Here is a 19,344-nt window from a genome sequence, read left to right as displayed (position 1 = left end):
GCTTGGCCTCAGAAACGCCACGCTGGTGCTGGTTGGCGGCGATCGCGTCACCGCTATCGGCAATTCCGACTAGCGTGGTGTCGTGGGTCCTGGTTTTGCGCGGAAAGCCGTGTTGCGGCCGGCCGGTATCACGGCGTCCTACTCCGTTGTGCTCGCTTTTTTTCTGCGCCGATTGGTGTGCGACTGGGCGACGGCCATTCGTAATTCGGGTGTGATCTCCAAAGGCGCATTCTCTGTCCCATGCGGGTCTTGCAGCCCCTGGACGTGGACGGTCGGGAATGGGAGCTCGATGCCCTGCTCCTTGAAGGCCTGGCGGAGGCGCAAAAAGAACCTGCCTTTCATGCTGAAGGCGCCTCCAGGTCTGGTCGTGACCTTGACCCTCAAGACGATGCCGTACTCGCCGAACTCCTGCACCCCCTGCATCTTGATCGGTTCGATCACCCAGGGTTTGAACTCCGGATCTTCCGCCAGTTCCAGGCCAATTCGCTTGATCAGTTTGCGAGCAAAGTCGATATCGGTGTCATAGCCAACGGTGATGTTGAATTTGTCGGTGACCCAGTCACGGCTCTGGTTCTGCACGGCGCCGAGTTCGCCGAAAGGTATCGTGAACAGCGGACCACGATGGTGGCGCAGCTTCACCGAGCGCAGCGAAAAGCTCTCCACCGTACCCCTGTAGCTGCCCGATGAAATGTATTCGCCGACACGGAAAGCATCGTCGAGCAGATAAAACACGCCAGAGATCACGTCCTTGACGATGGTTTGCGCGCCAAAACCCACCGCGACGCCGACGACGCCGGCGCCGGCGATCAGCGGGCCGATCTGGATGCCGATCGAAGCGAGCATCATCAGCACCGCCATCACGATGATCACTGCTAGCAGAATGTTCTGGATGATCGGCAACAGCGTGTGCAGCCGCGCCTGATGCGGATCGAGGGTGAGGATGTCTTCTTCGCTCACCACCGCTTGCGGTATCGCGACGCCCAGCTTTCGTTCGATCAAGGCTTTGATGATCGACCAGCCGAAATCGGCAGCAAGGGCAATGACCACGACGTTGATCAAGCCGCGCAATATGAGCATGGTGGTCGTATCGCTGCCGCGCATGGATTGCATGTCCAGGCCCAGTACGCGTGCGAGAAGGTAAGCCGCCGCGAGGATGAAAATCATCCGGATACCGCGATCGATGACAGCGATCGTCACCGCCGGGATCGTGGGCCGGCCCGCATCTTCCGAACCGGGCCGCAGGACGAAATTAACCCCGCGCTCTGTCAGCACAATTGCCAAAGGCAGGAAGAATGCGGTGAAGGTAAACCAGAAGAATGTGTAGAGGCCGGCAATGCGTTCGAGGAACAGAACGACGAAATAAGCCGTCAACAACCATGTCACTGCCGTGTGACCGCTGTGGCGCGCGCCGTCTCGCTGCGTTCTTGGCCGACGCCAAATGGCCAGCAGGAAGAGCAACAGCAGGATGAAATCGGCGCCGACGGACAGGACCATCATTCCGTCCTGGTCTATGCCGAGACCCGGCAAGAGGACAAACGCGGCGGCGAAGAAGGCGAAAACGCCGACGATCCGGGGCAGCCAATAAGCCCAATGGTCAGCAGCTCCGTTGGTGATCGGCAGGGCACGAACCTCGATGGCGTGCTCGACCTCCATGAAAGAAGGGACGAGTGTGGCCATCACGTATAGGCGCACAGCCCACGTAAAGACCGCAGCCATCAGAAATGTCAGCACAATCTCGCGGATGAGCGCTGGCCAGTCGAACAGCATGAACGCACCGGCGCTGCCCAGCGCGAACGAGCCGATCATCATGCTGGAATAAAGCGTGCGGCCGCCGATCTTCTTGGCCCGCCCGATGGGCGTATCTCTGGGTTGCGCGATGATCCAAAGACGAAATGGACGGGTGAGCTTGTATATTGCCCAGGTGAGCGCCAGGCCGGCAGCGATAAAGATCGCAATCAGCACCAATATGCTGACGGGGCCCTTGCTGGACATATCGTCCATTGTCTGGGCCCGGACGCGCGCGAACTGGCCTGGCAGTGTGGGCACGGTTCGCACGATTTTCTCGATGTGATGCTTGATCCGATCAAGCGTCGAGGATGCCATTGTATTCATCTGGCCCGGTGCGGCCACGGCGTCGGCCGGCGGAGCGCCAGCCGCAGCAGGCGCTTCCGTTGATCCAGCGGCCGGATTTCGTTGCTCGGCCACCCAGGCCTTCACCGACGGATCGTCGAGAAGCTCGAACAGCTGTTTGACCTTGTCGGGCGCGACGGCGGCCGGTGACTGCGCCTGTGCCGGGCCAGCCAGCAGGAGGGCGATCCCAAGGACGAACGGCCCGGCAATCAGGGCAAACATCGTCGTCAGGCCTCCGAGACGCCGTGCCGGGCGCGCCAGCTTGCTGGCTCCCAATCGTCGTTTCATGAGCAGCATCGTGCGGTAACCTTCCGGTCAGATCGGCGAGCAAGGACAGCTATGTCCGTCGTTGCCCCCACCTTTAACAAGCCGATGTTGCGGTGCAAGTCTCATCGCACCTAGACCGTTGGGTAGGGCACCAGGCGACCGGCAAGGCTGTCATCACCAGCGCCAGCGTTGCGCTGCGTTCCTTGTCCCGACCACCTAGACCGGGTCGTTGTCGGTCGTCGGTTGCTCCGCGGCGGGAGCCTGTGACCATGCCGCATTGCACAATTTTGCGACCTTGCCCACAATGCACGCATGGTCCGCAGCTCACTCGCCGTCCTGGTCATCGACGAAAACCGTATCCGCGCCGCGATCATCGAGGCAGGTTTGCGCGAGGCCGGCCATGAGCGGGTCACCGTCATCCACGACGTGACCGGCATTGCGCGGCGCATCGCCGAGATCGAGCCGGACGTCATCGTCATCGACCTGGAAAACCCGAACCGCGACATGCTGGAAAACATGTTCCAGCTGTCGCGTGCGGTGAAGCGGCCGATCGCCATGTTCGTCGACCGATCGGACCAGGCATCGATCGAAGCGGCGGTCGATGCCGGCGTTTCGGCCTATGTCGTCGACGGCCTCAGGCAAGAGCGCGTCAAGCCGATCCTGGACATGGCGGTCAGCCGCTTCAACGCTTTCTCGCGCATGGCGCGCGAGCTGGAAGAGGTTCGAGGGGAGCTTGAGAGCCGCAAGGTGATCGACCGTGCCAAGGGCATCCTGATGAAGTCGCGCGGCCTGACCGAAGAGGCCGCCTACACGCTCCTGCGCAAGACGGCGATGAACCAGAACCGCAAGATCGGCGACATTGCCCAGAGCCTGGTGACTGCCGCCGGGCTGCTCGGGCCGTCGGAGGACGAATGAGCATGAGCGCCGAGCACCAGATCACCGCCGGCTTCATGCCGCTCTTCGACAGTGCCGTGCTGGTTGCGGCGGGTGAGCTTGGATTTGCCGCACGCGAGGGCATCGATCTCACACTGCACCGCGAGACCTCCTGGGCCAACATCCGCGACCGCATCGCCATCGGCCATTTCCACCTGGCGCACATGCTGGGGCCGATGCCGCTTGCCTGCAATCTCGGGCTGACGCCGCTTGCTTCCGAGACCATCGTGCCGTTTTCGCTCGGGCTTGGCGGAAATTGCGTCACCATCTCCAACGCCGTCTGGGAAGGCATGGCGGCACACGGCGCCATACCCGATCTCGAGCCCGCGCGGGCGGGCGCAGCCCTTCGTGCGTTCATTCGCGAGCGCGCCAGGGCTGGCGGCGATCCGCTGCGCTTTGCCGTGGTGCACCCGCATTCGGGGCATAATTACGAACTGCGCTACTGGCTTGCCGGGTGCGGCATCGATCCGGAGCGCGAGATCGAGATCGTCATCGTGCCACCGCCCTTCATGGCCGATGCGCTGGCCGCCGGGCGGATCGACGGCTACTGCGTCGGCGAGCCCTGGAACAGCGCCTCGGTCGCCGCCGGCACCGGCCATATCGTCACCGTCAAAGCGCTGCTGTGGCGCAACAGCCCGGAGAAGGTGATCGGCGTGCGCAAGGCCTGGTCGCAGGAGAACCCGGTCCCGCTGGCAGCATTGCTGCGCGCGCTGCATCATTCGGCGCGCTGGTGCCAGGATCCGGGCAACCGCGCCGAACTGGCTGGTGTGATGGCTCAAGCTGGCTTCCTCGGCCTACCACCAGCTGTCCAGATGCCGATCCTGACCGGCCATCTTGAACTGGGCGGCGGCGCCGAACTGGATGTCGACGACTTCTTCCTGCCCTTCGACAAGGCGGCGAACTTTCCGTGGAAGAGCCATGCGCTGTGGTTCTATACGCAGATGGTGCGCTGGGGGCATGTCGAGCACACGCCGGAAAACCTTGTTATCGCCCGTGACTGCTACCGTCCCGACCTCTACCGCTCGGCGCTAAAGCCGCTTGGCGTTGCACTTCCCGGCGCCAATGCGAAGGTCGAGGGCGCGCTTAAGGTCGCCACGGCTGTCGGTGCGACCGGGGCAGGCCTGGTGCTTGGGCCGGACGGCTTCTTCGACGGTCAGACCTTCGACCCCGACGAGATCGACGGCTACATAGGGCGCCAGAAAGCGGCTCGCGCGGAAGCCTGATCATTCTCGCGCCATTCTTGTGCATTGCACAAAAAATGTGCGTGCGATTGCTGTAGTGAACAATCTTTGATCTGCTTGCGATGTCGCCTCGCGTGCCGGCGTCTGTCGCGTAATGTTGATTTCATTTAGGTTTTTAGTTTCACTCAGAACTGGCACGGTTCCTGCTTTGAGTTAGCCAGGCCCTTCGCGGGTCACGGAACAGGCGTCCAATGGCGGGCGCCACAGGCAAAGCTGCCGCTCAGGTCAACGACGCGATCCCGGATGTACGGACGCGCGAGGCCTGGACGGCGGCTTTTTTGTTTTGGCCACTCGACGAAGCCCTCGCGTTCAACCGGAGATCACGATGAAAGAAAAAATAGGGAAATGGATCGGGACGGGAACATCGCTCAAGGATGTGACGCGCCGCGATTTTCTTGTCAGCAGCGCCATGACGGCCGGCCTGTTCGTGGCGGCCCGCAAGCTCTTCCCCTCGGGCGCCTATGCCGCCACGACCGCTCCGGAGGTCACCGGCGCCAAGCTCGGCTTCATCGCGCTGACCGACGCGGCGCCGCTGATGATCGCCAAGGAGAAGGGGCTGTTCGCCAAGTTCGGCATGCCCGACGTCGAGGTGCTCAAGCAGGCCTCCTGGGGCGCGACGCGCGACAATCTGATGCTCGGCGGCGAAGCCAACGGCATCGACGGCGCTCACATCCTGACGCCGCTGCCCTATCTCATGCACACCGGCAAGGTGACGCAGAACAACCAGCCGATGCCGATGGCTATCGTGGCGCGGCTCAACTACGACTGCCAGGGCATTTCGGTTGCGCAGGAATACGCCGGCACCGGTGTCGGCCTCGACGCCTCCAAGCTGAAGGACGCCTTCGCCGCCAAGAAGGCGGCCGGCAAGGAAATCAAGGCCGCCATGACGTTCCCGGGCGGGACCCATGATTTGTGGCTCCGTTACTGGCTGGCCGCCGGCGGCATCGATCCCGACAAGGACGTCTCGACCATCGTCGTGCCGCCGCCGCAGATGGTCGCCAACATGAAAGTCGGCAACATGGACGTGTTCTGCGTTGGCGAACCGTGGAACGAACAGCTCGTCCACCAGGGCGTTGGTTTCACCGCCGCCACCACCGGCGAACTGTGGAAGGGTCATCCCGAAAAGGCGCTCGGCCTCCGCGCCGAATTCATCGACAAATACCCGAACGCCACCAAGGCGATCGTGATGGCCGTCATGGAGGCCCAGCAATGGTGTGAGGCCACGGAGAACAAGGACGAGATGGCCGCCATCATCGGCAAGCGGCAATGGATGAACGTGCCTGTCGCCGACATTATCGGCCGCCTCAAGGGCGACATCAACTACGGCAATGGCCGCGTGGCCACCGGCACTGACCTCTACATGAAATTCTGGAAGGGTGGCGTCTCCTATCCCTACAAGAGCCACGACAGCTGGTTCCTCGCCGAAAACATCCGTTGGGGAAAATTCGCGCCGACCACCGACATCAAGACGCTGGTCGATCAGGTCAATCGCGAGGATATCTGGCGCGAGGCGGCGAAGGATCTCGGCGTTGCCGCAGCCGATATTCCGGCCTCGTCGTCGCGCGGCGTCGAGACCTTCTTCGACGGCAAGATTTTCGACCCGGCCAACCCGTCGGCCTATCTCGACAGCCTGAAGATCAAGGCATCGGCTTGACCAGCGCAAACGGCGCGTTCCGCCGTTTGTCGCCCCAGCGCAACGGCGCTTCGCCGTTGTCGACCGCATCGACCCCGGAGTTATTGTCAGACATGTCCATCCAAGCCATTGAGGAAACCACGGTGAAGGCGTTCCCCGCGAAGCCTGCCGCGGTCATCGCTTTCACCGCCAGGGCGCGGCGCCGCTTCGACCCGATCGCGATCGCCGGCAGGCTGGCCACCGCCCTGGTGCCGCCGGTCATCGTTATCGCCTTCATGCTGGTCGTGTGGCAGATCGCCTGCTCGTCGCCGACCGCCAGCCTGCCGCCGCCCAGCCAGGTGTGGAACGAGGCCTATGACCTGATCGCGCATCCGTTCTTCAACAACGGCCCGCAGGATATCGGCCTTGCGTGGCGGGTGCTGATCTCTCTGCAGCGCGTCGCCATCGGCTTCGGCCTGGCGGCGATCGTCGGCGTCGCGCTCGGCGCCCTGGTCGGCCAGTCGATCTGGGCCATGCGTGGCCTCGATCCAGTGTTCCAGATACTGCGCACCGTGCCGCCGCTGGCCTGGTTGCCGCTGTCGCTGGCTGCTTTCCGCGATTCCAGCCCGTCGGCGCTGTTCGTTATCTTCATCACCTCGATCTGGCCGATCATCATCAACACCGCCGTCGGCGTGCGAAACATTCCGGAAGACTACCGCAACGTCTCGCGCATCCTGCGGCTCAACCAGTTCGAATTTTTCGTCAAGATCATGGTTCCGGCAGCTGCACCTTACATCTTCACCGGCCTCAGAATCGGCATCGGCCTGTCCTGGCTCGCCATCGTCGCCGCCGAAATGCTGACCGGCGGCGTCGGCATCGGCTTCTTCATCTGGGACGCCTGGAACTCGTCGCGGCTGCCCGACATCATCGTCGCGCTCGCCTATATCGGCGTCACCGGCTTCTGCCTCGACCGCCTGGTCGCTGCGGTCGGCGCTTTCGTCACCCGCGGCACAACGGCAAAGTGAGGAGAGGGCGATGACGGCCTATCTGAAGCTCGACCATATCGACAAATCCTTTGCCCGCGGCGGTCAGGTCAGCGAGGTGCTCAAGGACATCAGGCTGACCATCGACAAGGGCGAATTCGTCTCCATCATCGGCCATTCCGGCTGTGGCAAGTCGACCTTGCTCAATCTGATCGCCGGGCTGACCAAGGTTTCCGCCGGCGCCGTGCTGCTTGAAAACAAGGAGGTCGACAGCCCCGGACCCGAGCGCGCCGTGGTGTTCCAGAACCACAGCCTGCTGCCATGGCTCACCGTCTACGAAAACATCAGCCTGGCGGTGTCGAAAGTCTTTGGTCGTTCCAAGAGCAGGACCGAACGGCATGACTGGATCATGCGCAATCTTGATCTCGTGCAGATGGCCCATGCCAAGGACAAGCGGCCGGCCGAAATATCGGGTGGCATGAAGCAGCGCGTCGGCATTGCCCGGGCGCTTGCCATGGAGCCGAAGATCCTGTTGCTCGACGAGCCGTTCGGGGCACTCGACGCGCTGACGCGCGCCCATCTGCAGGATGCGGTTATGGACATCCATTCCCGGCTCGGCTCGACGACGATCATGATCACCCACGATGTCGACGAGGCGGTGCTGTTGTCCGACCGCATCGTCATGATGACCAACGGTCCAGCGGCGACCATCGGTGAGGTGCTTGCGGTGCCGCTGGCGCGGCCGCGTCGCCGCGTCGAACTCTCTTCCGACCGCACCTTTTTGCGCTGCCGCGAAGCGGTGCTGAAGTTCCTCTATGAACGTCACCGCTTCGTCGAAGCCGCGGAGTAACGCCATGACCGAAAAACTCGTCATCATCGGCAACGGCATGGCCCCCGGGCGCATGCTGGAGCATCTGCTCGAACAGGCGCCGGGCCGCTACACCGTGACCATCTTCAACGCCGAGCCGCGGGTGAACTACGACCGCATCATGCTGTCGCCGGTTCTCTCCGGCGAAAAGGCCTATGAGGAAATCATCATCCACGGCGACGGCTGGTACATCGCCAACAACATCACCCTCTACAAGGGTCACAAGATCGTCGCCATCGACCGGGCGGCCAAGACCGTCACCTCCGACCACGGCGTCACCGAGCCTTACGACAAGCTCGTCATCGCCACCGGATCGGTGCCTTTCATCATTCCGGTGCCCGGTCACGATCTGCCGGGCGTGCTGACCTATCGCGACCTCGACGATGTTCAGGCCATGATGCTTGCCGCCCAGTCGCGCGCCAAGGCCGTGGTCATCGGCGGCGGCCTGCTCGGGCTGGAGGCGGCAGCAGGTTTGAATGCCCAAGGCATGGACGTCACCGTGCTGCATGTCATGCCGACATTGATGGAGCGTCAGCTCGACCCCGCCGCCGGCTATCTCCTGCAGCGCGCGGTGGAACAGCGCGGCATCAAGGTCATCACCAAGGCCAACACCCAGGCGATCACCGGCAACGGCAAGGTCGGGCAGGTGGAGCTTGCCGACGGCACTATTATCCCGGCAACGCTGGTGGTGATGGCGGTCGGCATCCGGCCGAATGCGGCGCTGGCCAGGGAGGCCGGCATAGTCGTCAATCGTGGTATCGTCGTCGATGCCGGCATGCGCAGCAACGACCCCGACATCTACGCGCTCGGCGAATGCGCCGAGGTCAACGGCCAGGTCTACGGGCTGGTCGCGCCGCTCTACGAGATGGCGCGCGTTGCCGCGAACCAGTTGGCCGGCAACGAGGCAGCGGCCTTCGTCCACATGGACACGCCGACCAAGCTCAAGGTCACCGGCATCGACCTGTTCTCGCTTGGCGACTTCGCCGAAGGCGAGGACCGCCAGGAGATCGTGCTGCGCGATGCCGCCGCCGGCGTCTACAAGCGCCTTGTGCTCAAGGACGACCGCATCATCGGCACCGTGCTTTATGGCGAGACGGCGGATGGGGCCTGGTTCAACGATCTCAAGAAGAAGCAGACCGACATATCGGAGATGCGCGACACGCTCATCTTCGGCCAGTCCTACCAGGGGGGTGCCCCGCTGGACCCTATGGCGGCCGTTGCAGCCTTGCCGGATGATGCGGAAATCTGCGGCTGCAACGGCGTTTGCAAGGGAAAGATCACCGGCGCGATCACGGCCAAGGGCCTGGCTTCGCTCGACGACGTGCGCGCCCACACCAAGGCATCGGCTTCCTGCGGTTCGTGCACCGGGCTGGTCGAGAAGCTGATGGTGCTGACCATCGGCGACAAATACAACCCGGCCGCCGTGCAACCGATGTGCGGCTGCACCACGCTCGGCCATGACGAGGTGCGCCGGCTGATCATCGCCAAGAGCCTGAAGACCATTCCCGCCGTCATGCAGGAGCTGGAATGGACGACCTCCTGCGGCTGCGCAAAATGTCGGCCGGCGCTCAACTACTACCTCGTCTGCGACTGGCCGAACGATTACGCCGACGACTATCAGTCGCGCTTCATCAACGAACGCGTCCACGCCAACATCCAGAAGGACGGCACCTATTCGGTGGTGCCGCGCATGTGGGGCGGCGTCACCAACGCCGCCGAACTGCGCGCCATCGCCGACGTCGTCGACAAGTTCGAGATACCGATGGTCAAGGTCACCGGCGGCCAGCGCATCGACATGCTGGGCATCCGCAAGGAGGATCTGCCGGCGGTGTGGGCCGATCTCGGCCAGGCCGGCTTCGTCTCAGGCCATGCTTACGCCAAGGGCCTGCGCACGGTGAAGACCTGTGTCGGCTCCGACTGGTGCCGCTTCGGCACGCAGGATTCGACCGGCCTCGGCATTCGCATCGAGAAATTCATGTGGGGCTCGTGGACCCCGGCCAAGGTTAAGATGGCGGTGTCGGGCTGTCCGCGCAACTGCGCCGAGGCGACCTGCAAGGATGTCGGCGTGATCTGTGTCGACAGTGGCTACGAGATCCATTTCGCCGGCGCCGCCGGCCTCGACATCAAGGGCACCGAAGTGCTTGGCCTGGTCAAGACCGAGGACGAGGCGCTGGAGCATATCGTGGCGCTGACGCAGATGTATCGCGAGCAGGGCCGCTATCTCGAGCGCATCTACAAATGGGCCAAGCGCATCGGCATCCCCGAGATCAAGCGCCAGATCATGGACGACGGTGCAAAGCGCAAGGCCTATTACGAGCGCTTCGTCTTCAGCCAGAAATTCGCCCAGGTCGACCCGTGGTCGGAACGCGTCTCCGGCAAGGACAAGCACGAGTTCCGGCCAATGGCTTCTGTCGGGTTTGCGCAGGCGGCGGAGTGATCAAAATGGACTGGATATCGATCGGCTCACTCTCCGACATCCCGCGGCGTGGCGCGCGCTGCGTCGACACACCCGAGGGTAAGATCGCCGTCTTCCGCACGCAGGACGATCAGGTCTACGCCATCGACGATCATTGCCCGCACAGAGGTGGGCCGCTGAGCCAAGGCATCGTCCACGGCACCGCCGTCACCTGTCCCTTGCACAATTGGGTCATCTCGCTGGAGACGGGCAAGGCGCTCGGCGCCGACGAGGGCGCCGTGCGCACCATTCCTGTGCGGATCGAGGGCGAGCTCCTGTTCATTGCGCTGAAAGCGCTGGCCAGCCGCGCGGCCTGAAGCATGGAACTGGGCGAAGCGCGCGAGGTGAGGACCACCTGCCCCTATTGCGGGGTGGGTTGCGGCGTGCTGGCGAAAGTCGCCGCGGACGGTGAAGTCAGCGTCCGCGGCGACCCCGACCATCCAGCGAACTTCGGCCGGCTCTGCTCCAAGGGCTCGGCCCTGGCCGAAACCATCGACCTCGACGGCAGGCTGCTCTACCCCGAAATCCACGGTCGCCGTGCCGGCTGGGACGAGGCGCTCGACCGCGTCGCTTCGACCTTTTCGCAAACCATCGCCGAGCACGGTCCTGACTCCGTCGCCTTCTATGTCTCCGGCCAGTTGCTGACCGAAGACTACTATGTCGCCAACAAGCTGATGAAGGGCTTCATCGGCTCGGCCAACATCGACACCAATTCGCGGCTATGCATGGCCTCCTCGGTTGCCGGCCACCGCCGCGCCTTCGGCTCCGACACCGTGCCCGGCACCTACGAGGATCTCGAGCTCGCCGACCTGATCGTGCTGGTCGGCTCCAATCTCGCCTGGTGCCATCCCGTGCTCTTCCAGCGCATCGCGGCGGCCCGGGAAAAACGACCGGAGATGAAGGTCGTGCTGGTCGACCCGCGCCGCACCATGACCGCTGATATCGCCGACATTCACCTGGCGATCGCGCCGGATGGCGACGTTGCTTTGTTCACTGGTCTGCTCGCCTGGCTCGGCCAGCACAACGCACTCGACCGCGCTTACATCACCGCCCACACGACCGGCTTCGGGCAAGCGCTCTTCGCTGCCTCGAAACTCGATCTTGCCGGCGTTGCCGCCGCCACCGGCTTGAGCGAAGAGGAGCTTGCCCGCTTCTATAGCCTGTTTGCCACCACCGCAAAGACAGTGACGGTCTACAGCCAAGGCGTGAACCAGTCGTCTTCGGGCACTGACAAGGTCAACGCCATCATCAACTGCCATCTCGCCACCGGCCGCATCGGCAAACCTGGGGCAGGACCGTTTTCAGTGACCGGCCAGCCCAACGCCATGGGCGGCCGCGAGGTCGGCGGCATGGCCAATATGCTGGCCGCCCATATGGAGATCGAAAACCCCGAGCACCGCGACCGCGTGCAGCGTTTCTGGAATGCGCCGGCCGTCGCCCCAAAGCCCGGTCTGAAGGCGGTCGAGATGTTTCAGGCGATCGCCGCCGGCCGCATCAAGGCATTGTGGATCATGGCCACCAACCCGGTCGACTCGATGCCGGATGCCGATGCCGTCGAGGCGGCGATCAAGGCTTGCCCGTTCGTCGTGGTCTCGGATGTGCTGGCGAGCACGGACACCATGCGCCACGCCCATGTGCGGCTGCCCGCCGCCGCATGGGGCGAGAAGGACGGCACCGTGACCAATTCAGAGCGCCGCATCTCGCGCCAGCGCAGCTTTCTTGCTGTGCCCGGTGAGGCGCGGCCGGATTGGTTGATCGTCGCCGAGGTGGGCAAGCGGATGGGGTTTGACGAGGCGTTTTCCTATTCGTCGCCAGCGGAAATCTTCGCCGAACACGCCGCGCTGTCGGGGTTCGAGAATGACGGCGCACGGGATTTCGATATTGGTGGTTATGCTGGTGTTGATAAGGAGGCCTATGCAGCGCTTGAGCCTTTCCAATGGCCGGCGCCGAGCCCAGCCATCCCCCTCTGGCCTGCCGGCCATCTCCCCCGCAAGGGGGGAGATCAGCCGTCGCCTCGGCCTTCGCCAATTACCAACGATGCAGAAGATATGCCGGCGTCAAAGCTGCCAATCTCCCCCCTTGCGGGGGAGATGTCCGGCAGGACAGAGGGGGGTGTTCAAGCGGGACTTGACCCTTCCAACACCCGCTTCTTCGCCAACGGCAATTTCTACAATCCCGACCGCAAGGCCCGCTTCATCGCCATTCGTCCCATCGTCGAGACACGCACCAGCCCGGACTATCCGCTGATCCTCAACACCGGCCGCGTTCGCGACCATTGGCACACAATGACCCGCACCGGCAAAAGCCCACGTCTCTCCCAGCACATGGCCGAGCCCTTCGTCGAGATCCACCCGGCGGACGCCACGCATCACGGCATTGGCGACGCCGACATCGTGCGCGTCTCCAGCCCGCGCGGCGATGTGCTGGTGCGCGCGCTGGTGACGGCACGCCAGCGCCAGGGGAGCGTGTTTGCGCCGATGCACTGGACTGACCAGTTTTCGGCAAAGGGCCGGCTCGATGCGCTGACCGCGCCTCTGACCGATCCGGTTTCCGGTCAGCCTGCGCTGAAACATGTCGGCGCCCGTATCGAGAAATTCGCCGCGAGAGCCTTCGGCTTCGCTGTGGTGCGCCACAAGCCGGTGCCGGTCGCAGCAGATTACTGGGCCGTGGCCAAATGCAAGGGCGGCTGGCGAGTGGAGCTTGCCTTTGCCGACGACGACATCGACTGGGCTGGTTTTGCTGGTTCGCTTTTCGATGTTCGCGTAGCCGACATGCTCGCCTATCACGACCGCGATACCGGCCAGCATCGTGTTGCTGCCTTTGACGACCAGCACCTCGCCGGGGCTTTGTTTATCGCGTCGGGACCGGTGGCGGTTTCGCGGGGTTGGGCGGCACAGCAACTCCAGGAGGTTCACACCAGCCAGCGCGAACGCTTCAGGATCGTGGCCGGTCGCGCCGGCGCCGATCGGCCCGATGCGGGCGCGACCGTCTGCTCCTGTTTCAACGTCGGGGTCAACCAGATCGTGGCGGCAGTGGCGGCCGGGTGCACGACAGTCGAAGCCATAGGCGGCGCCCTGAAGGCCGGCACCAATTGCGGCTCCTGCCGGTCCGAGATCCGGGCGGTCATCCGGGCCAATCGGGTTCAGGCTGCGGAGTAGATGCGGCTGGCTGGGGAGGGGATCTGACGATATCCTCTTGGGCCACCATGGTCATCGATTGCGGTGGCGGTCCTTTTCGGGCCGCCATGAGCGCGCCGGCAAGGGGGATCACCTGGCTTGGCTGTCTAATCCAGCCGGTCGCGCAGGATGCTCCAGGGGAGCAGCATATTCGGTGCATAGCGCACGAGGCTGTGCAGCGGGATCGGCGATGGTGCGGCGAAAGGGAGCGGCAAATCCCTTGCGTCCGTTCCGCTCGCCCAGTCCGCCAACATCTTGCCCATTGCCGTGGTCATGGCGATGCCGCGACCGTTGCAGGCGAAGCCGGCGATCAGGCCCGGGCCGAGGTCGATGAGACGCGGCAGGAAATCCGGCACCACCGCCGCCACGCCTGTCCAGCTGTAGGCAAGCGGCGGCAGGTCAGGCAAATCGAGATGCCTGGCGAGCCGTCGCCAAATCGTTTGCGGCATGCGCGTCTCAGCGCCGGCTCCGACGACATGCATGCCGCCGCTGATCAGCCGGTTCTGGCCATCGAAGCGGCACGTGAACAGGTTGCGCCTGGTGTCGCCAACGCCCTGGCCGCCGGGCAGCAGGCGCGCGCGTATGGCCCGCGACAGCGGCGCGGTGGCGATCTGGAAGACTTTCAGCGGGATGTAGGTCCGCGCCAGTGTCGGGTTCAGCGCTCCACCATAGGCGTTGGTGGCGACCAAGACCTTGCCCGCTCGCGTAGTGCTGGACGCGGTCTTCAAGGCCCAGCCATCCGGAGTGCGGTCGATGGAAGTGACACGCGTCTGCTCGAAGATGCGTGCGCCAGCCTTTTCTGCGGCGTCGGCCAGGCCGCGCGCATACTCGACCGGATTGAGGACGCCGCCAGATCTGTCCATCCAGCCGCCGGCATAGCCGTCGATGCCGGTGAGCTCCGTGACCGCCATGGCATCGAGCGCAACGGTCGGCCTGCCCCGCGCCGCCCATTGCTCGGCGCGCGATCGCGTCTTTTCCAGCGCGGCGGACGAATGCGCCGGCTGGATCCAACCATTCTGCACAGCGTCGCATTCGATGCCGTGCCGCTTGATCAGGCCGAAGACGAGATCAGCGCTGCCGGCGGCGAAGTCAACCAGGCGCCCGCCGCGCTCGGGTCCGAGTTCGGCGATGATGTCGTTTGGATCCCGCTTGGCGAAGTTCGGAACGACGAAGCCGGCATTCCGGCCGGTCGCACCCCAAGCAAGGAATTCGGCTTCGAGGATCGCGACCGAAAGCCCCTTCTCGGCGGCATGCAATGCCGTCGACAGGCCGGAAAAGCCGCCGCCAACGATTGCGAGATCGACGTCGAGCCCGCCTTGCAGCGTGCCCCGGTCGCAGCGGTTGCGGCTGACGGCATGCCAGAGTGAAACGCCATGCACGTCTTGCCGGATCATGGCATTCATGGTCCGGCCTCGTTCTCCCTGGCCGCCGCCTTTTTCTGTTTGCCGGGCTTCGGCCGGCGCGGCCGATCGCCGAACAATCCGTTCGGCCGGATCAGCAGGATGACGCACAGCATGACGCCGATGGCGACGATCTGCAGCGAGGCCGCGCGTGCTTGCTGCTCGGGCGCAAACAGCACGCTGGTCAGCGTGCCCGACCCCGCCCATATCGCCCAGACCATGATGCTGCCGGCAATGGCGCCGGCATTGCTGCCCGAGCCGCCGACGATCAGCATCACCCAGACCTGGAAGGTCAGGATCGGCAGATAGTTATCGGGCGCGATGAAGCCGGTGAAATGCGCCTGCAAAGCGCCGGCCAGCGCCATGATGGCGCCGCCGACAGCAAAGGCCTGGACGCGGTAGAAGCGCGCGCTCTTGCCCAGCGAAATCGCCGCTCGCTCGTCCTCGCGCAGCGCCTTGAGCACGCGGCCCCAGGGGCTGCGCGACAGGTGCTCCAGAGCGAGATAGGCGATCAGCGTCACAGCCGAAACGACGGCGAGGTTCGACAGGTTGAACAACAGCGGCGTTTCGGCAAGGCCGCCGAACGGGCGCGGGATGAAACCGATGCCGAACGGGCCGCCCGTGAGTTTTTGCGCGTTGAGCGCGACCAGCTGCACGACGACGGCGACGCCGAAGGTGGTGATCGCCAGGTAGTCTGATCGCAGACGCAGCGTGGCCATGCCGGTAATTGCTGCGGCGATACCGCCGACGATCATGGCGCCCGCCCAGCCGGCCAGGATCGGCAGACCGAAGCCGCCGAAGCGCGCGGCATCGTCCGGGGTCGTGAGCAGCGCCGATGTATAGGCGCCGATGGCGACGAATCCGGCAAGGCCGACATTGAAAAGGCCAGTCAGCCCCCACTGCAGATTGAGCCCCAGTGTGACCAGCGAAAAGATCAGTGCGGTGGTCAGGAAGAAGGCGCCGTAGCCGAGCAGGTCCATCAGCGTTCCCTCACACCAAACAGGCCGATCGGCCGCACGAACAGCACCGCCATCAGGATGATGAAGGAGATTGCGGCGCGCCATTCGGCGCCGATCAGCTGCACCGCACCGGCTTCGGCAAGGCCAATGATCAGGCCGCCGAGCACGGCGCCCGGTATGCTGCCGATGCCGCCCAGGATGGCGGCTGCGAACATCGGTAGCAGCATGTCGAAGCCCATGAACGGGCGGATCTGCACGAGAATGCCGATCATCACGCCGGCCACGCAGGCCAGCGCCCCGCCGATGATCCAGGTGACGCGCACCACGGAGGCAACATCGATGCCGACGATGAGGGCCAGGGCCGCATTTTGGCTCAGCGCCTGCATGGAGCGGCCGGTCTGCGTGCGTGTCATCAACAGATGCACGCCGAGCACCAGCACTGCGGTCAGCAGCAGCAGCGCGATCTGATCGGGCGTGATGCGGATGCCGAAGCCGACCGGCATGGCGATCTGGATCGCCCGGCTGAAATAGGTCGGGCGTGAGCTGAAGGTGAATTCGAGCAGGCTGCGCAGCGCCATCGAGGCGCCGAAGCTCGCCATCACCACGATGATGGCTTGCCCCTGCGAGCGCAGCCGCGAAAACAGCACCTTGTCGAGCAACAGCGCCAGCAGGGCGGTGAAAGTCATGCCGACAACCAGCGCAACCAGCAGCGGCCAGCCGAAAGACAGCGGTCCAATGGGGGCCACCTTGCCGAACATCGCGCCGATGGCGCTGACGACGGCGAGCGTCGCATAGGTGCCCCAGGCCATGAAGTCGCCATGGGCGAAGTTCGAGAAGCGCAGGATCGAGTAGGTCAGCGTCACGCCGATGGCGCCAAGGCCGATCATCGAGCCGGTCAGCAGCCCATCGACGACAAATTGCAGGCTCATGCCGCGCCTCCCTTGCCGACGGGGGACGGGCGTTGGCCGAGATAGAGTTCGGCGACGACAGGATCGTTCCACAGTTCGGAAGCAACGCCCTCGTGCCGGTCCTTGCCGTCGACCAGCACATAGGCGCGGTCGCCGATGGCAAGCGCTGCCTTGGCGTTCTGTTCGACCAGCAGGATGGTGACGCCGGACTTGCGGATGCCGGCCAGCATCTCGAACACCGTCGATACGAATTTCGGCGACAGGCCGGCCGACGGCTCGTCGAGCACCAGCACCTTGGGATGGACGATTAGGGCGCGTGCGACGGCAAGCATCTGCCGTTGTCCGCCCGACAGATTGCCGGCGGCGGTGCGGCGCTGGCGGACGAGGTCGGGGAAGGCCGCATACATTTCCTCGATGCGGGCAGGGATTTCGCGTCGCTCGAGGATGCCGCAGGCGACTTTCAGATTGTCCTCGACCGACATCAGCGGAAAGATGTTCTCCGTCTGCGGTACGAAGGCGAGGCCGAGCCGGACCATGGTGTGGGCCGGCGCGGCGGTTATGTCCTTGCCGTCCAGGAACACCGCGCCGCCGGTGATCGGGACAAGGCCGGCGATCGCCTTGATGAAGCTCGACTTGCCGGCGCCGTTGGGGCCGAGCACGACGACGATCTCCCCCTTGCCGACGGTGATCGAGGCGCCGCGCACGATCGGCACGCCAGGCTCGTAGCCCGCTTCGAGATCGCGCACGTCGAGGACCGTCTCATTCATGCCGCACCTCCGAGATAGGCCTCGATGACGCGCGGGTCGCGGGCGACCTCTTCCGCAGTGCCTTCGCTGAGCAACTGGCCGCTCGCCATGACCAGCACGCGGTGGCAGAGCCGCGTCACCATGTCGATATTGTGCTCGATCAGCAGAAAGGTGATGCCGCGCGCGTTGATGTCGCGGATGCGGTCGATGATGATCTCGAGCAGCGTTGCGTTGACGCCGGCCGCCGGCTCGTCGAGCAGGATGATCGCCGGATCGGCCATCATGACGCGGGCGAGTTCGAGCAGCTTGCGTTGGCCCCCGGAAAGCACGCGCGCCGGTTCGTGCGCCAGCCGAGCGAGCGAGACGAGCTCCAGCAGCTCGAGTGCCTTTGCCCTGGCTGCTCTTTCCTGTGCCGCCACTCGCCACGGCGTGACGAAGTTGGCGAGCAATTTTTCGCCGGCTTGGCCCTGCGCCGCCAGCATGATGTTTTCGATCAGCGTCAGATTGGGCAGGGGGCGCGGGATCTGGAAGGTGCGGCCAAGACCACGGCCGATACGCAGATGAGCGGCTTCGCCGGAGACGCGCGTGCCATTGAGCAGGATATCGCCGCTGGTTGGCAATATGCTGCCCGCCAACAGATCGAACATCGTCGTCTTGCCGGCGCCATTCGGCCCGATCAGGCCGAGGATTTCGCCCGCTTTGACATCAAACGAGACATCGTTGACGGCGACAAGGCCGCCAAAACGCCTGACGACGTTTCGTGCCGTCAGAACTGGCGCACGGGTCTCCTGCCGTTGGCGCTCCGCTGCATCGCTCATCAAACCCTCTGGCCGAAGACGATCGTTGTCGCCTCCTGATTTTTGATTTGTGATCACACTTGCGTTGATCACGCTATTCGGCTTTAATTTCATTCGCAAGCCGAAAACGGGGCAAATGCCGGTAATGCAGAAGGCTGCCATCGACAAGAACAACGGGACGATCGCAGCCCAGCTTACGCCGGTCGGCCGCGAGACGGTGCAGGATCGCGTCTATTCCGAGTTGCGCCGTGCTCTGATCGGTGGCCTTTTCGAGCCAAACCAGGTGCTGACTATCCGCGGTCTCGCCGATGCGCTGGTCACCTCGACCATGCCGGTACGCGAAGCGCTTGGACGGCTGATCACGGAAAAGGCGCTGGAGGCGCTGCCCAACCGCTCGGTGCGCGTGCCGCCGATCACGCTGGAGCGCATCGACGACCTCCTGCGCGCCCGCTCACTCATCGAAGGCGAAGCGATCGCGCTTGCCGCCACGCGTATGAGCCCGCGCCAGATCGCTTCGATCGAAGCCATGCTGGGCGAGTGGGACGAGATGCGGGCCCTGAAGCACAAGAAGGATATCGACCGCGAAGCGACGCTCAACCAGAGCTTCCATTTTGAGATCTACCGCTGCTGCGGCTCGGCTGTGCTGATCCCGATGATCGAAAGCCTCTGGCTTCAATCGGGACCCTGCATCCGCGTCGCCATCTATGCCTTCTCCGAGGCCGGCGAGGTCGATACCGCGCACTATCACCGCGGCATTGTCGCGGCACTTGCCAAACAGGATGCGCTAGCGGCGCGCGAGGCGCTGGTAGCCGACATCAGCCGCCCCTTCGCCTTCCTGCGCGACAAACTTCAATCGGCGAAGGACTGAC

At 64.1% G+C, this 19,344-nt stretch carries 15 protein-coding genes; 9 read left to right on the top strand and 6 right to left on the bottom strand.

The window, feature by feature from the left end:
- Window positions 1-138: 138 nt before the first annotated feature.
- On the bottom strand, window positions 139-2,427 hold the full coding sequence (locus NKI15_RS17140; RefSeq protein WP_023708117.1) for a mechanosensitive ion channel family protein: 2,289 nt from the start codon (window positions 2,425-2,427) through the stop codon (window positions 139-141).
- 282 nt (window positions 2,428-2,709) lie between these two features.
- Between NKI15_RS17140 and NKI15_RS17135 the strand changes: the two genes are divergently transcribed.
- The 8 genes from NKI15_RS17135 (at window position 2,710) to NKI15_RS17100 (ending at window position 13,647) form a co-directional block, all read left to right on the top strand.
- Window positions 2,710-3,312 (top strand): ANTAR domain-containing response regulator, encoded by a 603-nt coding sequence (locus NKI15_RS17135; protein WP_023667842.1) that lies wholly within the window; start codon window positions 2,710-2,712, stop codon window positions 3,310-3,312.
- A 2-nt stretch (window positions 3,313-3,314) separates the two neighbouring features.
- Window positions 3,315-4,553: a CmpA/NrtA family ABC transporter substrate-binding protein gene (locus NKI15_RS17130; protein ID WP_031196722.1), complete on the top strand. Its 1,239-nt coding sequence runs from the start codon at window positions 3,315-3,317 to the stop codon at window positions 4,551-4,553.
- Between the two features lie 343 nt (window positions 4,554-4,896).
- Complete coding sequence (locus tag NKI15_RS17125) at window positions 4,897-6,225, top strand: CmpA/NrtA family ABC transporter substrate-binding protein (protein WP_023704740.1); 1,329 nt, start codon at window positions 4,897-4,899, stop codon at window positions 6,223-6,225.
- 92 nt (window positions 6,226-6,317) lie between these two features.
- Window positions 6,318-7,208 carry a nitrate ABC transporter permease gene (gene ntrB, locus NKI15_RS17120; protein WP_023747991.1) on the top strand — a complete coding sequence of 297 codons (891 nt, stop codon included), beginning with the start codon at window positions 6,318-6,320 and terminating at the stop codon, window positions 7,206-7,208.
- Between the two features lie 10 nt (window positions 7,209-7,218).
- A complete protein-coding gene (locus tag NKI15_RS17115) occupies window positions 7,219-8,016 on the top strand; it encodes an ABC transporter ATP-binding protein (RefSeq protein ID WP_023682696.1) in 798 nt (265 codons plus the stop codon).
- A gap of 4 nt (window positions 8,017-8,020) precedes the next feature.
- Entirely contained in the window at window positions 8,021-10,471 is a 2,451-nt protein-coding gene (gene nirB, locus NKI15_RS17110) for a nitrite reductase large subunit NirB (RefSeq protein WP_352886430.1), read from the top strand.
- Between the two features lie 5 nt (window positions 10,472-10,476).
- A complete protein-coding gene (nirD, locus tag NKI15_RS17105) occupies window positions 10,477-10,806 on the top strand; it encodes a nitrite reductase small subunit NirD (RefSeq protein ID WP_023686954.1) in 330 nt (109 codons plus the stop codon).
- A gap of 3 nt (window positions 10,807-10,809) precedes the next feature.
- Window positions 10,810-13,647: a nitrate reductase gene (locus NKI15_RS17100; protein WP_352886426.1), complete on the top strand. Its 2,838-nt coding sequence runs from the start codon at window positions 10,810-10,812 to the stop codon at window positions 13,645-13,647.
- Window positions 13,648-13,772: 125 nt separating this feature from the next.
- Here the strand turns inward: NKI15_RS17100 and NKI15_RS17095 are convergent, their stop codons facing one another.
- The 5 genes from NKI15_RS17095 to NKI15_RS17075 are packed head-to-tail and all read right to left on the bottom strand — an operon-like array spanning window position 13,773 to window position 18,496.
- The gene (locus tag NKI15_RS17095) at window positions 13,773-15,068 is read right to left on the bottom strand and encodes an NAD(P)/FAD-dependent oxidoreductase (protein WP_352886424.1); all 1,296 of its coding nucleotides are present in this window, start codon (window positions 15,066-15,068) and stop codon (window positions 13,773-13,775) included.
- Complete coding sequence (locus NKI15_RS17090) at window positions 15,065-16,048, bottom strand: branched-chain amino acid ABC transporter permease (RefSeq protein ID WP_352886446.1); 984 nt, start codon at window positions 16,046-16,048, stop codon at window positions 15,065-15,067. The genes NKI15_RS17095 and NKI15_RS17090 overlap by 4 nt, the downstream gene beginning before the upstream one ends.
- Window positions 16,045-16,953 (bottom strand): branched-chain amino acid ABC transporter permease, encoded by a 909-nt coding sequence (locus NKI15_RS17085; RefSeq protein ID WP_352886421.1) that lies wholly within the window; start codon window positions 16,951-16,953, stop codon window positions 16,045-16,047. The genes NKI15_RS17090 and NKI15_RS17085 overlap by 4 nt, the downstream gene beginning before the upstream one ends.
- Entirely contained in the window at window positions 16,950-17,699 is a 750-nt protein-coding gene (locus NKI15_RS17080; protein ID WP_352886413.1) for a branched-chain amino acid ABC transporter ATP-binding protein, read from the bottom strand. Before NKI15_RS17080 ends, NKI15_RS17085 begins: the two co-directional genes overlap by 4 nt.
- On the bottom strand, window positions 17,696-18,496 hold the full coding sequence (locus tag NKI15_RS17075; protein WP_023682688.1) for an ABC transporter ATP-binding protein: 801 nt from the start codon (window positions 18,494-18,496) through the stop codon (window positions 17,696-17,698). The genes NKI15_RS17080 and NKI15_RS17075 overlap by 4 nt, the downstream gene beginning before the upstream one ends.
- Window positions 18,497-18,620: 124 nt before the next feature.
- Here NKI15_RS17075 and NKI15_RS17070 point away from each other — a divergent pair, with 124 nt between their 5' ends.
- A complete protein-coding gene (locus NKI15_RS17070) occupies window positions 18,621-19,343 on the top strand; it encodes a GntR family transcriptional regulator (protein ID WP_023682687.1) in 723 nt (240 codons plus the stop codon).
- Window position 19,344: the final 1 nt, after the last annotated feature.

The organism is Mesorhizobium sp. M0862, from assembly GCF_040319795.1.
Taxonomy (GTDB): domain Bacteria; phylum Pseudomonadota; class Alphaproteobacteria; order Rhizobiales; family Rhizobiaceae; genus Mesorhizobium.
Note: the sequence above shows the minus strand (reverse complement) of the source record. Positions and strands in the feature narration are given on the sequence as shown.

Excerpts from the sequence above, each read along its gene's own strand:
- NKI15_RS17140 (WP_023708117.1), bottom strand. The coding sequence starts at position 2,427 with ATGCTGCTCATGAAACGACGATTGGGAGCCAGCAAGCTGGCGCGCCCG.
- NKI15_RS17135 (WP_023667842.1), top strand. The coding sequence starts at position 2,710 with ATGGTCCGCAGCTCACTCGCCGTCCTGGTCATCGACGAAAACCGTATC.
- NKI15_RS17130 (WP_031196722.1), top strand. The coding sequence starts at position 3,315 with ATGAGCGCCGAGCACCAGATCACCGCCGGCTTCATGCCGCTCTTCGAC.
- NKI15_RS17125 (WP_023704740.1), top strand. The coding sequence starts at position 4,897 with ATGAAAGAAAAAATAGGGAAATGGATCGGGACGGGAACATCGCTCAAG.
- ntrB (WP_023747991.1), top strand. The coding sequence starts at position 6,318 with ATGTCCATCCAAGCCATTGAGGAAACCACGGTGAAGGCGTTCCCCGCG.
- NKI15_RS17115 (WP_023682696.1), top strand. The coding sequence starts at position 7,219 with ATGACGGCCTATCTGAAGCTCGACCATATCGACAAATCCTTTGCCCGC.
- nirB (WP_352886430.1), top strand. The coding sequence starts at position 8,021 with ATGACCGAAAAACTCGTCATCATCGGCAACGGCATGGCCCCCGGGCGC.
- nirD (WP_023686954.1), top strand. The coding sequence starts at position 10,477 with ATGGACTGGATATCGATCGGCTCACTCTCCGACATCCCGCGGCGTGGC.
- NKI15_RS17100 (WP_352886426.1), top strand. The coding sequence starts at position 10,810 with ATGGAACTGGGCGAAGCGCGCGAGGTGAGGACCACCTGCCCCTATTGC.
- NKI15_RS17095 (WP_352886424.1), bottom strand. The coding sequence starts at position 15,068 with ATGAATGCCATGATCCGGCAAGACGTGCATGGCGTTTCACTCTGGCAT.
- NKI15_RS17085 (WP_352886421.1), bottom strand. The coding sequence starts at position 16,953 with ATGAGCCTGCAATTTGTCGTCGATGGGCTGCTGACCGGCTCGATGATC.
- NKI15_RS17080 (WP_352886413.1), bottom strand. The coding sequence starts at position 17,699 with ATGAATGAGACGGTCCTCGACGTGCGCGATCTCGAAGCGGGCTACGAG.
- NKI15_RS17075 (WP_023682688.1), bottom strand. The coding sequence starts at position 18,496 with ATGAGCGATGCAGCGGAGCGCCAACGGCAGGAGACCCGTGCGCCAGTT.
- NKI15_RS17070 (WP_023682687.1), top strand. The coding sequence starts at position 18,621 with ATGCAGAAGGCTGCCATCGACAAGAACAACGGGACGATCGCAGCCCAG.